General features: G+C 73.0%; 12 protein-coding genes. 8 read left to right on the top strand and 4 right to left on the bottom strand.

Features of this window, described 5'->3' with window-relative positions:
* Together I6A81_RS43360 and I6A81_RS14310 are read left to right on the top strand one after the other, a co-directional pair.
* On the top strand, window positions 1-189 hold a 189-nt coding region (locus I6A81_RS43360), incomplete at its 5' end, for a hypothetical protein (RefSeq protein ID WP_238429333.1).
* 111 nt (window positions 190-300) lie between these two features.
* Entirely contained in the window at window positions 301-1785 is a 1485-nt protein-coding gene (locus I6A81_RS14310; RefSeq protein ID WP_307874659.1) for an MFS transporter, read from the top strand.
* On the opposite strand, the gene I6A81_RS14305 is transcribed toward I6A81_RS14310, so the two are convergent.
* The gene (locus I6A81_RS14305) at window positions 1755-2252 is read right to left on the bottom strand and encodes a DUF6174 domain-containing protein (RefSeq protein ID WP_203003745.1); all 498 of its coding nucleotides are present in this window, start codon (window positions 2250-2252) and stop codon (window positions 1755-1757) included. The genes I6A81_RS14310 and I6A81_RS14305 overlap by 31 nt on opposite strands.
* A 340-nt stretch (window positions 2253-2592) precedes the next feature.
* On the opposite strand from I6A81_RS14305, the gene I6A81_RS14300 reads away from it, so the two are divergent.
* The 3 genes from I6A81_RS14300 (at window position 2593) to I6A81_RS14290 (ending at window position 6158) form a co-directional block, all read left to right on the top strand.
* Entirely contained in the window at window positions 2593-3633 is a 1041-nt protein-coding gene (locus I6A81_RS14300; protein WP_203003744.1) for a zinc-binding metallopeptidase family protein, read from the top strand.
* A gap of 134 nt (window positions 3634-3767) precedes the next feature.
* A complete protein-coding gene (locus I6A81_RS14295; RefSeq protein ID WP_203003743.1) occupies window positions 3768-4988 on the top strand; it encodes an RCC1 domain-containing protein in 1221 nt (406 codons plus the stop codon).
* 309 nt (window positions 4989-5297) lie between these two features.
* Entirely contained in the window at window positions 5298-6158 is an 861-nt protein-coding gene (locus tag I6A81_RS14290) for an enoyl-CoA hydratase-related protein (RefSeq protein WP_203003742.1), read from the top strand.
* A gap of 90 nt (window positions 6159-6248) precedes the next feature.
* Here the strand turns inward: I6A81_RS14290 and I6A81_RS14285 are convergent, their stop codons facing one another.
* Window positions 6249-7277: an LLM class F420-dependent oxidoreductase gene (locus I6A81_RS14285; protein ID WP_203003741.1), complete on the bottom strand. Its 1029-nt coding sequence runs from the start codon at window positions 7275-7277 to the stop codon at window positions 6249-6251.
* A gap of 218 nt (window positions 7278-7495) precedes the next feature.
* Here I6A81_RS14285 and I6A81_RS14280 point away from each other — a divergent pair, with 218 nt between their 5' ends.
* Together I6A81_RS14280 and I6A81_RS14275 are read left to right on the top strand one after the other, a co-directional pair.
* Complete coding sequence (locus I6A81_RS14280; protein WP_203003740.1) at window positions 7496-7696, top strand: hypothetical protein; 201 nt, start codon at window positions 7496-7498, stop codon at window positions 7694-7696.
* A gap of 106 nt (window positions 7697-7802) precedes the next feature.
* Window positions 7803-9179: an NADP-dependent succinic semialdehyde dehydrogenase gene (locus I6A81_RS14275; RefSeq protein ID WP_203003739.1), complete on the top strand. Its 1377-nt coding sequence runs from the start codon at window positions 7803-7805 to the stop codon at window positions 9177-9179.
* A gap of 50 nt (window positions 9180-9229) precedes the next feature.
* Here the strand turns inward: I6A81_RS14275 and I6A81_RS14270 are convergent, their stop codons facing one another.
* Window positions 9230-10066: a mycofactocin-coupled SDR family oxidoreductase gene (locus I6A81_RS14270; RefSeq protein WP_203003738.1), complete on the bottom strand. Its 837-nt coding sequence runs from the start codon at window positions 10064-10066 to the stop codon at window positions 9230-9232.
* 650 nt (window positions 10067-10716) lie between these two features.
* On the opposite strand from I6A81_RS14270, the gene I6A81_RS14265 reads away from it, so the two are divergent.
* Window positions 10717-11673, top strand: a complete 957-nt coding sequence (locus I6A81_RS14265) for an alpha/beta fold hydrolase (RefSeq protein ID WP_203003737.1) — start codon at window positions 10717-10719, stop codon at window positions 11671-11673.
* A gap of 208 nt (window positions 11674-11881) precedes the next feature.
* On the opposite strand, the gene I6A81_RS14260 is transcribed toward I6A81_RS14265, so the two are convergent.
* Window positions 11882-13378 carry an MFS transporter gene (locus I6A81_RS14260; RefSeq protein WP_307874658.1) on the bottom strand — a complete coding sequence of 499 codons (1497 nt, stop codon included), beginning with the start codon at window positions 13376-13378 and terminating at the stop codon, window positions 11882-11884.
* Between the last annotated feature and the right edge of the window lie 80 nt (window positions 13379-13458).

The following is a 13458-nucleotide window of genomic DNA, read 5'->3' as shown; positions in this document are numbered from 1 at the left end:
CCCGCGGTGGCCGAGCCCGCGGTGGCCGAGCCCGCGGTGGCCGAGCCCGCGGTGGCCGAGCCCGCGGTGGCCGAGCCCGCGGTGGCCGAGCCAGCCGTGGTCACCGGTCCGCCGCCCCACACCGGGCCGCGGCGTACCGCGGGGCGAATCGCCGCGGCCGGGACCTCCGCCTTCGCGACATGCCCCTGATCGTACGCGCGACCTTAAGGTACTACCCCGTATCCAAAGCCTCGCTCGCGCTGCTAGCATCCCGCACAAGATACGAGATCGGACCTTAACTGGCCCATCAAGGAGGCAGCGGTGTCGACGACAGCGAGGGCCCGCCAGGGGGTGGACGGCGCCGGCTCGCCGCCAGCCACGCGGCGAGGCACCATGACCCTGATCGTCATCGTCGCCTGCCAGCTGATGCTCGTCCTCGACGCCACGATCGTGAACGTCGCGCTTCCGGACATCCAAAGAGCGTTGGACTTCTCGCCCACCGACCTGGCCTGGGTGCTGAACGCGTACACGATCTCCTTCGGCGGGTTCCTGCTGCTGGGCGGCCGGGCCGGTGACATCCTCGGCCGACGGCGGGTCTTCCAGATCGGTGTCCTGCTGTTCTGCCTCGCCTCGCTGGCCGGCGGGCTCGCGACCGAGTCGTGGATGCTGGTCGCCTCCCGGGTCGGCCAGGGCCTCGGCGCCGCCGCCGCGTCGCCGAACGCGCTCGCGCTGCTGACGGCGGCCTTCGCCGAAGGGCCGGGGCGGACGAAGGCGCTCGCCGCGTGGGCCGCCGCGAACGGCGTCGGCGGATCGATCGGCCTGATCCTCGGCGGGATGCTCACGACCTGGGTGTCGTGGCGCTGGGTGATGTTCATCAACGTGCCGATCGCGGTCGGGATCGCCATCCTGGCGCCCCGCTTCATCAGCGGCCCGCCGCGCAACCCCGGGCGGTTCGACGCCACCGGCGCGGTGACCGCGACGGTGGGCCTGTCCACGCTGGTGTACGGCTTCATCCGGGCGTCCGCCGACGGCTGGGGGGACACCCTGGCACTGGCCTCGTTCGTGATCTCGGCCGCTGTGCTGGCGTCGTTCGTCGTCACCGAGCGCCGGGCGAGCCAGCCGGTCGTCCCGCTGGGCCTGGTCGCCGACCTCTCCCGGGCCCGCGCCTACGCGCTGTTGCTGCTGATCGTCGGCAGCATGATCAGCATGTTCTTCTTCACGACCCAGTTCCTGCAGGAGGTGCGTGACTTCAGCGCGCTGCGGGCGGGCTTCGCCTTCCTGCCGTTGTCGGTCGGCATCCTGGTCTCGGCGCAGCGGACGTCGAGGCTGCTGCCCCGGCTTGGCCCGAAGCCGCTGATGCTGCTCGGTGCCGCGCTGTGCACCGGCGGGATGGTCTGGCTGAGCCAACTCTCGGCGACCACCGGCTACGCCCGCGGGGTCCTCGGCCCGATGCTGCTGTTCGGCCTCGGCCTCGGAATGCTGATGGTGCCGCTCAGCCTGGCCGCGGTGGCCGGCGTCGGCGCGCGCGAGTCCGGCGCCGCCTCCAGCATGATGGTCGCGACCCAGCAGATCGGCGCCTCACTCGGCCTCGCCGTGCTGGTCACCGTCTACGGCGCGGCCAGCCGCGACGCCGCCGAGCACCCGCCGGCCGGGCTCGGCCGGGCGGAACTGGCCGACCACGCGCTGACGCGCGGCATGGCGAGCGCCTTCACCGTGGCGGCGGCCTTCGTCGGATTGGTGTTCCTGGTCATCCTGGTCACCTGGCGCAACGAGCGTCAGTGGACGGTGACGTCCGAGACGACGTAGGTGACCTCGTCGTCGATGGCGTTCCTGATCGGGTCGGTGACGATCCTCGTCGGGTAGGCGGCGCTCTCCGGCCAGTCGACGGACACCTCGTCGACCTCGGGGTCGTTGGCGATCGCGATGAGATCGTTGATGGTCTTGCGCGTGAAGGATGGCGCGGCACTGCCCGCGGGCGTGCCGGGCGCGTCCTGTGTGGTCACGGCGCTGACGACCCGCCCGCCCTCGACCGTCACCTTCACCGGGCCGGTCAGCGGGCAGAAGCACATCAACTCGAGCTCGTAGGTGTAGTCCGGCTCGGGGAACTCCGGGTACGACCCGGGCTCGGCGGTCGCGTTGCCGGCCGGCGCCGCGGTGGAGCCGGGCCCGGAGGCTTCGGCGGCGCCGACGATGTCGTCGCCGCAGGCGGTGAGGGCAAGCGCCAGGCCCGCGGCCGCCACGCTCGTCGCGATGCGTATGAGCTTCGTCGTCATGGCGGTTTCGACGGCGCCGATTCACCATCGGTTCCAGCTGTGTCAGGCCCGGTTTCCCGCGACAGGACAGGGGCATGGCCATTGTGGCCGTTCGCGGGCTTCACCCCGTTCGGAGCGCCATCGGCCCAGATGTCCGCACCGTGGAGCAGGGACCAGACCATGCCAGCAAGCCCGACAGGGGCCCTGCCAGGACGGATACGCCCAGGTCACCGGCCACATTGGGGTCCCGGCGCCCGCGCACGACGAAGGCCGCCCCACCATGATCAGTATACTGGTGTGACCGTCCTCCGCGGCGCTCGGGAACAGCGGACACGGAGACAGCGGACAGGGGAATGCGGCGATGCGTGACTTCGCCTGCCCGAGGTGCGGGCAGCGGCTGACGTTCGAGAACTCGCGTTGCCTGGGCTGCCACAGCAGCATCGGCTTCGACCCCGACGCGCGCTCGTTCGCCGTCCTGACCGCCGAGGGCATCCGTGCCGCGGGCGCTGAAACGTCCAGGTGCGCGAACCTCGACGTGGCCGCCTGTAACTGGCTCGCGCCGGCTGGGAGCCCTTCCGGACTGTGCGGGTCGTGCGCGCTCACGCGCACCCGGCCCGCGGACACCGACCTGGACGCGCTGCCGGCCTTCGCCGAGGCCGAGGCGGCCAAACGGCGGCTGGTGTTCGAGCTGATCGAGCTGGGCCTGCCGGTTCGCGGGCGCGACGTCAACCCCGCGACCGGCCTGTGCTTCGACCTGCTGTCCAGCAGCCAGGAGCGGGTCGTCACCGGCCACGCCGACGGGGTGATCACCCTGGATCTGGCGGAAGGCGACGATGTGCACCGCGAGCAGTTGCGGGTGTCGATGGCCGAGCCCTACCGCACCCTGCTGGGCCATTTCCGGCACGAGATCGGCCATTACTACTTCACCGTCCTCACTGAAAGCGGGGACGCCCGGGCACGGTTCCACACGCTGTTCGGTGACCCCGACGCCGACTACCAGGCCGCCCTGGACAGGCATTACCAGGAGGGACCGCCCCGCGGCTGGCAGGAGACCTACGTCTCCGCCTACGCCACCATGCACCCGGCCGAGGACTGGGCCGAGACCTTCGCGCACTACCTTCATATTCGCGACACTCTCGACACCGCCGCCGCGTTCGGCTTCGCTCCCGCCGGCGCCACCCTGGCGACTCCGCTCGCCGGCGAGGCCGGCTTCCGACGCATCGTCGAACTGTGGCTGCCACTGGCCTGGTCACTCAACATGATCAACAGGTCCATGGGGCACCCGGACCTCTATCCGTTCGTCCTCCCGCCCCCCGCGCTGGACAAGATGCGCCTCGTCCACCAGCTCGTCGCCGGTCACGGCGACACCGGTCAGGGCGACACCGCGCCCGCCATCGGCTGACTGATTGCGCATGGCGGCAACACGGGCGCTTTCAGCCAGCACATCCATCCATCGCGAATGCTCTGCGAAATATCCTCCTCACTCCGAGTAGTGACAGGGAAGGTGGCCAGTCCACCAGACCAGGAGGAACAGGCATGTCTCAGCGACGATGGCGGATAGGGGTGTGCTCGGCGGCGTTGGCCACCGCCGGGGTGTTGGTCCTGCCCGCGGCGGCGACAGCCACCGCGAACGGGTCGGCGGCCCCCACCGTGGACAAGGCCATGCCCGCGTCCTCGGGGCATTCCGGCCAGCACGGGTCGCTCAAGCCCGGAACGGTACAGGCCTGGGGCGCCAACTCCGGCGGCCAGCTCGGCGACGGCACCACCACCAACCGCCTCGCCCCGGTGCCGGTCACCGGCCTCGACCGGGTCACCGCGATCGCCGGCGGCGGCGGTGGCGGGTACGCGCTGCGCCGCGACGGCACCGTCTGGGCCTGGGGCACCAACAACGTCGGCCAGCTCGGCGACGGCACCACCTCCGACCGCCTGACCCCGGTCCAGGTCAGCGGCCTGAACCGGGTCACCGCCATCGCCGGCGGCGGCAGCAGTGGGTACGCGGTACGCCGCGACGGCACCGTCTGGGCCTGGGGCAACAACTCCACCGGCCAGCTCGGCGACGGCACCACCACCACCAGCCTCATCCCGGTCCAGGTCACCGGCCTGGACCGCGTCACGGCCGTCGCCGTCCACAGCTACGGCGCGTATGCCCTGCGCCGCGACGGCACGGTCTGGGCGTGGGGCGGCAACTTCCAGGGGCAGCTCGGCGACGGCACCACGACCAACAGCCTGACCCCTGTCCAGGTCAGCGGCCTGACCCGGGTCACCGCGATCGCCGGCCGTGGCGGCAGCGGGTACGCGCTGCGCCGCGACGGCACCGTCTGGGCCTGGGGTGACAACTTCTTCGGCGGGCTCGGCGACGGCACCACCGACAACAGCTCGGCCCCCGTCCAGGTCAGCGGCCTGAGCCAGGTCACCGCCATCGCCGCCGGCTTCGTCAGCGGGTACGCGGTACGCCGCGACGGCACCGTCTGGTCCTGGGGCACCAACGACCTCGGCGAGCTCGGCGACGGCACCACCACCACCCGCCTGACCCCCGTCCAGGTCAGCGGCCTGAACCGGGTCACCGCCCTCGCCGCCGGCTTCGAGAACGCGTACGCGCTGCGCCGCGACGGCACCGTCTGGGCCTGGGGCGCCAACTACGCCGGCCAGCTCGGCGACGGCACCACCGTCAACCGCCTGACCCCGGTCCAGGTCAGCGGCCTGAACCACATCGCCGCCATCGCCGCCGGCTTCGAGGCCGGCTACGCGCTGCGCTGAGCCGCTTACGTGAGCCACGCCTCGCGCCGGCCAGGGCGGGCCACCGGCTGACCCGTCGGTGCCACGAACTCGCCGCTCCCCGGCCACCAGACCGGGGAGCGGCGAGCATCCGTGCAGCGGCGGCAGAACCCGGCGACTCGGTCCGCCGGACCCAGGACGACGCCGCGGAGACCCGCTCCGGGCCGGCATGCGCCGGCGCCCGCGCCAGGGCGCCGGCGGGAGGCTAGATTCATATAGATACTTCAGGAGGACCGGAACGCGGTACGGCGCGCCCGCGGCGCGCACGAGCAGGGAGGCCGGGCAGTCGACATGGCGGAGGCTCGCGCGTTCGAGGACGTCCGGCTCGACATCGACGACCCGGTCGCGGTCGTCACGATCGACCGGCCCGCAAGCATGAACGCCTTCCGGGGGCAGACGCTGCGCGAGCTTCGAGAGGCGTTCTCGCTCGCGGAACGCGACCAGCGGGTGGTCGGAATCGTGCTCACGGGCGCGGGTGACCGGGCCTTCTCCGCCGGCCTCGACGTCGCCGTGCTGCACGCCCAGGTCAGCGGGGACGGCGCCGCGAAGCCGGCTGACGACGGCTTCGGTGGCCCCTTCCCCGGCTCCCCGGCCATGGCCGACATGCAGCGGATGCTCACCTGGCCGCTGGCGATCCGCAAGCCGGTGATCGCCGCCGTGAACGGCGTGTGCGCCGGCGGGGCGTTCCTGCTCGCCGCGGCCTGCGACCTGCGGTTCGCCGCCGACACCGCCCGCTTCACGACGGTGTACTCCCGCCGCGGCCTGATCGCGGAGCAGGGCGTCAGCTGGCTGCTCCCCCGGCTCGTCGGGCCGGCCCACGCCCTCGACCTGCTGTGGTCGTCCCGGGCCGTCCCCGCCCAGGAGGCGCTGGCCATCGGGCTCGCCCAACGGGTCGTCCCGCCGGACCGCCTGCTCGACGAGTGCCGCGCGTACATCGCCGAGCTGGCCCGGGTCGCGTCACCGCACTCGATGATGGTGTCGAAACAGCTCGTCTACCAGCACCTTCAGCGGGCGCTCGGGGACGCCGTCGACCAGACGGACGCCCTCATGCGCGACGCCCTCACCCGCGCCGACCCCATCGAGGGGGCGGTGTCGTTCCTGGAGCGCCGCGACCCGAGGTTCGACCGCCTCGACGTGCTCCCACCCACCTGAACCCGGCCCGCCCCTCTGAAGCTGGCCCGCCCCTCTGAAGCTGGCCCGCCCCTCTGAAGCTGGCCCGCCGGCTCGCGCTCGAGCCCGCCCCTAACCCGGGCGGGCGGCACCGTGCCCACGCACCGCTTCCAGCACCTCCCCGACCGTCTCGGCGGGCGTCTCCGCTGGAAGGCTCAGCATGAGCCGGTCGACCACGCCCTCGAAGCGGTCCCGGACCCGGTCGGCGAGCGTGTCCAGCGGCGCGACGACGACGAACGCGTCGAGGATCTCGTCGTCGATCAGCTTGCCCATCGCCGCCCATTCCCCCCGCAGAGACAGGGCGCGCAGCTCGGGCTGCAGCTCACCCCACCCGTGCAGGTCGAGCACCGCCCGGTAGGCCGGGGTCGACCCGTAGAACGCGATCCGCTGGCGCATCGCGTCGGCGGCGGCCTCGACCTCGGCGTCCCCCCGGCCGGTGGCCACGAAGGCCGGGCAGCAGAGCTGGACGTCGCCGCGGTCACGGCCGGCGCGCGCGAGACCGTCGGCCAGCGCCGGCAGGGTCGCCTCCTGGAGGTAGCGGCGGGTCGTGAAGGCATGGGTGTGCACGCCGTCCGCCACCTCGCCGCACATCCGGGTCATCGTGGCGCCCACCGCCGCCACGAAGATCCTCGGGTCGCCGTGGGGATGCGGTTCCGGGACGAAGGCCGGCGTCATCAGCTTGTGCGTGTAGAACTCGCCTTCGAAGCGCAACGGGGTCCCGTCCCGCCACGACGACCAGATCGCCCGCAGGGCAACGATGAACTCCCGCATCCGGCCGACCGGCTGTCCCCACGGCATACTGAACCGCTTCTCGATGTGCGGGCGCACCTGCGAGCCGAGACCGAGCACGAACCTGCCCCCGGAATACGTCTGCAGGTCCCAGCCGAGCTGGGCGACGGACATCGGGTTGCGGGCGAACGCCACCGCGATGCAGGTCCCGATCTCGAGGCGCGAGGTGTGCTCGGCGGCGAGCACGAGCGGCAGGAAGGGGTCGTGGTTCAGCTCGCCGCACCACGCGCCGTCGTAGCCCTGCCGCTCCAGCGCGCCCGCCGCCGCCGGCACCCGCGCGAGCACGGACGGCAGTCCGCCATCAATCCTCATGGCGCCCGACTCTAGCCGGGAAGTTCTAAAAAGTTTAGATATATCGGTCGGTCGGGGCGGCTCGCGTCCGCCCGCCCAACCTTCCCCGCCGGCCAGGGCGACGCCCGGCCGGCCGGGCCCGGAGGGAACCGGACCGAGGGCAGGCCTCTCTGGTAGCGAGCGCTCACTCATGATGCTACCTTCGACCGGAAACGCGACTCAGGAGGCGGACGACTCAGGTGGGTGGCGTCGTGGACCGGCCGCTGTACCAGCGGGTGCTCCACAGCGCCGGCGCACGGGCCGAGCAGCCGGGCGCCAAGCGGTTCGCGGGCGTCTCGCCGTCGGCCGAGCAGCCCGCCGGCGAGGCTCCGCTCGCCGCGAGGCCCGGCAGAGGCCGCGCGGTGGCCGCGGCCCGCGCGACGTTCCACGATGGGCATTAGCCCCGGACTGGTCCGGTCGAAAACGCCGGCGCCGCCTGAACGTCAATCCTGTCTGGACCAGCGCCGAGCGGTGGAGCCCCACCCGGGCCTTCGAGGAGTGAGCGGCATGGCGATCCAAAGCATCAACCCCGCGACCGGCGCCGTCCTGAAGACCTTCGACCCCCTCGACGCCGGCGAGATCGAGGCCAAGCTCGCCCTGGCGGCGACGACGTTCGCGAGCTACCGGCGCACGACGTTCGCCGAACGCGCCGGCCTGCTGCGCGCGGCGGCGGACCTGCTCGACGCCGAACGGCACGACATCGCCGTCACGATGACGACCGAGATGGGCAAGACGCTCGCCTCCGCGAAGGCAGAGGCCGCGAAATGCGCCAAGGCCATGCGCTTCTACGCCGAGCACGCCGAGACGTTCCTCGCCGACGAGCCGCTCGACGACCCGTCGGCCGTCGGCGCGAGCCGGGCGTTCGCCCGCTACCAGCCACTCGGCGTGGTGCTCGCCGTGATGCCGTGGAACTTCCCGCTGTGGCAGGTCACCCGGTTCGCCGCGCCCGCGCTGATGGCCGGCAACGTGGGCCTGCTCAAGCACGCGTCCAACGTTCCCCAGTGCGCGCTCTACCTGGGGGACCTGTTCGCCAGGGCCGGCTTCCCACCCGGCGCCTTCCAGACCCTGCTGATCGGCGCGCGCCAGGTCGAGGCGGTGCTGCGCGACCCGCGGGTCGCCGCCGCCGCGGTCACCGGCAGCGAGCCCGCCGGCCAGTCGGTCGCGTCGATCTGTGGCGATGAGATCAAGAAGACGGTGCTCGAACTCGGTGGCAGCGATCCCTTCGTCGTCATGCCGTCGGCCGACCTGGACCGGGCCGCCACGGTCGCCGTGACGGCCCGGTGCCAGAACAACGGCCAGTCCTGCATCGCAGCCAAGCGGTTCATCGTTCACGACGCCGTCTACGCCGAGTTCTCCCGGCTGTTCACCGAGAAGATGGCGGCGCTCACGGTCGGCGACCCCATGGTCGAGGGCACCGACATCGGACCGATAGCGACCGAGCAGGGCCGCGTCGACCTGGAGGAACTGCTGGCCGACGCCGTCGCCCAGGGCGCGACCGTGCTCTGCGGCGGGAAGTCGCCAGCCGGCCCTGGCTGGTTCTTCCCCCCGACCGTCGTCGCCGACGTCACCCCGGCCATGCGGCTGCACCTGGAGGAGGCGTTCGGCCCGCTCGCCACCCTCTACCGGGTGCCGGACCTCGACGCGGCCCTCGAGATCGCCAACGCCACCTCCTTCGGGCTCGGCTCGAACGCCTGGACCACCGACCCGGCCGAGCAGGAGCGGTTCGCGAACGAGCTCGTCGCCGGTGCCGTCTTCATCAACGGCATGACCACCTCCTACCCGGAACTCCCCTTCGGCGGCGTCAGGCGATCCGGCTACGGCCGCGAGCTCGGCGCTGTCGGAATCCGGGAGTTCTGCAACCAGAAGTCCGTCTGGGTGGGCTGACCCGGCCGGCCAGGACGGCTCGCCCGGACCACCGCCAGCAAGCGGGAGGGTCAGGCGGAGTTGCGGGCTATCGCGCCCGCGGTCACCGTCAGGGTCTCCCCCGTGATGTACCGGGCGTCGTCCGAGCACAGGAAGGCCATCGCGCCGGACACGTCGGCCGGCTCGACCCACGGCACGGGGATTGCGTTCATGCCGCCGAAGGCCGCGGCGGCATGCTCGCGCCCTGGGTCCTCCACGCCCGGGATCATCTGCCGCAGGATCTCCGGGCTCGTGATCATCGGGGTGTCGACCGAGGTCGGGAGCACCGCGTTCACGGTGATTCCCATCGTCGCGACCTCGAGCGCGACCGTCTTCACCAGGCCGATGACCCCCCACTTCGCCGCCGAGTAGTGCCCCAGATACGGGAACCCGGACCGGCCGGCGAGCGACGCGGTCGCGACGATCCGGCCGAACCCCTGCTCGATCATCCCGGGCAGCACGGCGCGCAGGGTGTTGAAGACGCCGGTGAGGTTGACGTCGATGACGTCGCGCCAGGTCTGGTCATCCATCTCGGCGATCCGCCCATGGCTGAGCACCCCCGCGTTGGCCAGGCAGAAGTCGAGCCGGCCCAGCTCGCCGACGGTCGTCTCGACCGCGCCGGCGAGCGCGGCCGGCTCCCGCACGTCCGCGCTGATCGCGACGCAGCGCCGGCCGAGCTCCTCCACGGCCTTGGCCGTCTGGGCGAGCTCCTCCTCGGTGCCCACCGGGTACACGACCGACGCTGGCTGCGCGGGCGCGTCCAGGACCGCCACGTCCGCGCCCTCGGACGCGAACCGTAAGGCGTGGGACCGCCCCTGCCCGCGAGCCCCGCCCGTGATCAGGACAACCCGCCCGTCGAAGCGTCCCATGCGTCCCGGCTCCTCTGGATCAGCCCGGCCCGTCATGGGCCTGGGCATGGATATGTATGGCCACGGGACCTGACGCCCGTCGCCGGGAGTCCTCGCCACGGCCAGGCCGCCCGCCGCGCCCCGCGTGGGCCGCGATGCCGGCCCGCCGCGGCCGCCGGCCCGCCAGCCGACGAGAAGGATAAGTAATCACCGCGCCAGAAGCCGCGGTCCGCGATCCTGGGACGATCATTGAGGCCCGCCTGATGCTCTTGCTGGGCGCGTCGTCCACCCGCCGGCCATCGACGCCACCGGGCACGCGCCGCTCCCGGGGAACGCGACCCCACCGCGCCCGGGCCCCGCCACGCGGGCCGTCCGCGCCGTGCGCCAACCCGCTGTCCGCCAGGCAGAGCCGCCCGGCGGACTGCCGCGCTGGCCACATCTGTGCGCACGGGCTGCCCGGACGGGTCAAGAATCGGCTCATGCCACGGCTGCCAACGTTGGCCTGCTACACATGATCGCCGGTAGTGCCCTCCAGGGGTCGTGGACAGGGCCAGATCACAACCTCCAGAGGGCAGAAACGGCGATCATGTCCGGCGCCGAGACAGGACGAAACCTTGGCGGGGCCGGCACTGGATCTGGCTGCCGCACGAGATGAACGGGTCGGAGGCGGGATGAGCCCGGTCGAGGCCGGCGTGACCGGTGGGACGGCGGTACCAGCGCAGGCAGGGCCGCCGGCGCAGGCAGAGTCGCCAGCGCAGGCAGAGCCGCCGGCGTCCGAGTTCGCGCTGCCGCACGAGGTTCTGGTGGACGGGGTGCCGATCCGTTACGCCGTGTCCGGGTCGGGCAGCCGCGACCTGCTGCTCGTGCACGGCTACCGCGCGCATCACGGGTGGTGGTACCGGGTGCTGCCGGCGCTGGAGAAGCGCTGGCGGGTGATCAGGCTGGACATCAGCGGCCACGGCGACAGCGGGCACCGAGACCACTACGGCGTGGACACGTGGACCGCCGAACTGATCGCGGTGCTCGACGCGGCCGGGTCCCGGCACGCGCTGCTGGTCGGCCACAGCATGGGCGGCCGGATCGCGGCGGTCGCCGGGGCCAGCCACCCGGACCGGTTCGGCGGGGTGGTCCTGCTCGACTCGATGCTCCGGCCGGCCGGCTCGCCGCCGCCGCGGGTGGCGTCGCTCCCGGCCGGGCGCGAGATCGTCTACGAGTCGCGGGCGGTCGCCGCCGCGCGGTTCCGGCTGCGGCCGCCGCAGCCGGAACCGTCGGCCGAGCTGGTCCGCCCGGTCGCCGAGTACGCCGTGCGCCCGAGCACGGGTGCCGAGGGCGGCTGGACCTGGAAGTTCGACCAGGCCGGGCTTCCGCCGATCGACAACGACCGGGTGGTGGACAGCCTCGCGCGGCTGCGGATACCGGCGTGGTACGTGCGCGCCGGGCGCAGCCTCGTCGTCACTGACGAGGTCGCCGCGTACGCGCGCTCCGCGCTGCCGGCCGGGTCGACCTTCGTCACGCTGCCCGACGCCCACCATCACCTGGTCCTCGACGCCCCGGACGAATTCGTCCGGCTGCTGGCGGACCTGCACGGGGATCTGGCCGCCAGCGTCCGGCCGCGCGGCGCCAGCTGACGACCGGGACCGCGGATCGAGAGAGTCTCCCGTAGCCCGGCGAGACGCGTATTCACAAGCATGGCAGGCAGATCGGGCGTCAGCGCCGCCATCGACGAAGCCGTCGGTTCTCGTCCGGGCCGCGCGGGCAACGCGCGGCCCGGGGCGTCGCCGGCCGGGTCACCGGCTCCTCACACCTGCTCGCGGGTGGGCGCGCCGCGCGCCGGCGTCAGCTGGCCGGGGCGGCGGAGGGTTCGGGGTCGCCGGCGGCGAGCGGTTCGACGGCGCTCACCGCGGCGGGGCGAGGATGGTCGGGGAGCGCGAGCGCGATCAGGCCGGCGCCGATCGAGACGGCGGCGCCGAGGATCAGGCTCACCCGGACGCCGGTCAGCGAAGGCACGTCGACGGGGCCGAGGGAGACCGTCAGGTGCGCGAGGATGACCGCGATGACGGCGCTCGCCGTGGACATGCCGACCGAGCGCGCCAGGCTGTTGAGCGCGTTGGCCGCCGCGCTCTGCGAGGGCGGCACGGCGCCCATGATGAGCGCCGGCATGGAGGCGTAGGCGAACGCGACGCCGCAGCTGTTCAGCAACCCGAAGATCATCACCCCGGCGGGCGAGCCGACCAGCCCCAGGCCGGCGACGTAGGCGACGGCTATCACCGCCGTGCCGACCAGCAGCGTGACCTTCGGCCCGCGCGCGGCGGTCAGCCGCGCGGTCAGCGGCGCGATGGCCATCATCGCCAGCCCGCCCGGCGCCATCCACAGGCCGGCGGCCAGCATCGACTGGCCGAGGCCGTAGCCGGTCGCCGCCGGTAGCTGCAGCACCTGGGGCGCGATCAGGCCGATCGCGTACATCGCGAAGCCGACGACGAGCGCGGCCAGGTTGGTCAGCAGGACCTGGCGGCGCACGGTCGCGCGCAGGTCGACGAGCGGGGCGGCCACGCGGACCTCGAACATGCCCCAGAGGCCGAGGACGATGACGGCGGCGGCGAGCAGGGCCAGCGTCGTCGCGCTCCCCCAGCCCCAGTCGGTGCCCTTGGTGATCACCAGTAGCAGCGCGACCAGCCCCGCGGTCAGGCCCAGCGCGCCGACGACGTCGAACCGCCCGCTCGCGCGCACCGGCGACTCCGGCACCACCATCCGCACCAGGACGGCGAACACCGCGCCGGCGCCGGCGCACATCCAGAACAGGGCGTGCCAGCTGGCACTCTGGGCGATCAGCGACGAGATCGGCAGGCCGAGCGCGCCGCCGACCCCGAAGGACGAGCTCATGACCGCGATCGCGGCCGGCAGCCGGGCCGGCGGCAGCACGTCACGCATGATGCTGATCCCGAGCGGGACCGCCGCGAGCCCCACGCCCTGCAACGCCCGCCCGGCGGTGACGGGGGCCAGCGAGCTGGTCAGCGCGCACAGCACCGAGCCGACGACCATGACGCAGGTGCTCGCGACGAGGAGCCGCCGCTTGCCGTAGAGATCACCGAGCCGGCCCGCCACCGGCATGGCGACGGCGGCGGCCAGCAGGGTCGCGGTGATCGCCCAGGAGGCGTCCGCCGCCGAGGAGGTGTGCAGCAGCGCCGGCAGGGTCGGGATCAGTGGCACGACGACCGTGCCCATGATCGTCATGACGACGCCGGCGCCGGCCAGCGTGACGACGATCCCCCGCACCCGCGTGTCGGAGACGGGCCGGCCCGTCGCGGGCACGGCGGCAGGCTGGGCGGAACTCACGAGAGGATCGCCCACCTTCGCGGTCGACGCCGGTGGGCCGCCGCCCTCGGCGGCCCCGTGCAACAGGACAAGTTATCGAC

Source organism: Frankia nepalensis, assembly GCF_016786325.1.
In the GTDB taxonomy this organism is placed as follows: Bacteria; Actinomycetota; Actinomycetes; order Frankiales; family Frankiaceae; genus Pseudofrankia; species Pseudofrankia nepalensis.
This window is presented reverse-complemented; position numbering and strand designations above follow the sequence as displayed.

Excerpts from the sequence above, each read along its gene's own strand:
- I6A81_RS14305 (WP_203003745.1), bottom strand. The coding sequence starts at position 2,252 with ATGACGACGAAGCTCATACGCATCGCGACGAGCGTGGCGGCCGCGGGC.
- I6A81_RS14300 (WP_203003744.1), top strand. The coding sequence starts at position 2,593 with ATGCGTGACTTCGCCTGCCCGAGGTGCGGGCAGCGGCTGACGTTCGAG.
- I6A81_RS14295 (WP_203003743.1), top strand. The coding sequence starts at position 3,768 with ATGTCTCAGCGACGATGGCGGATAGGGGTGTGCTCGGCGGCGTTGGCC.
- I6A81_RS14290 (WP_203003742.1), top strand. The coding sequence starts at position 5,298 with ATGGCGGAGGCTCGCGCGTTCGAGGACGTCCGGCTCGACATCGACGAC.
- I6A81_RS14285 (WP_203003741.1), bottom strand. The coding sequence starts at position 7,277 with ATGAGGATTGATGGCGGACTGCCGTCCGTGCTCGCGCGGGTGCCGGCG.
- I6A81_RS14275 (WP_203003739.1), top strand. The coding sequence starts at position 7,803 with ATGGCGATCCAAAGCATCAACCCCGCGACCGGCGCCGTCCTGAAGACC.
- I6A81_RS14270 (WP_203003738.1), bottom strand. The coding sequence starts at position 10,066 with ATGGGACGCTTCGACGGGCGGGTTGTCCTGATCACGGGCGGGGCTCGC.
- I6A81_RS14265 (WP_203003737.1), top strand. The coding sequence starts at position 10,717 with ATGAGCCCGGTCGAGGCCGGCGTGACCGGTGGGACGGCGGTACCAGCG.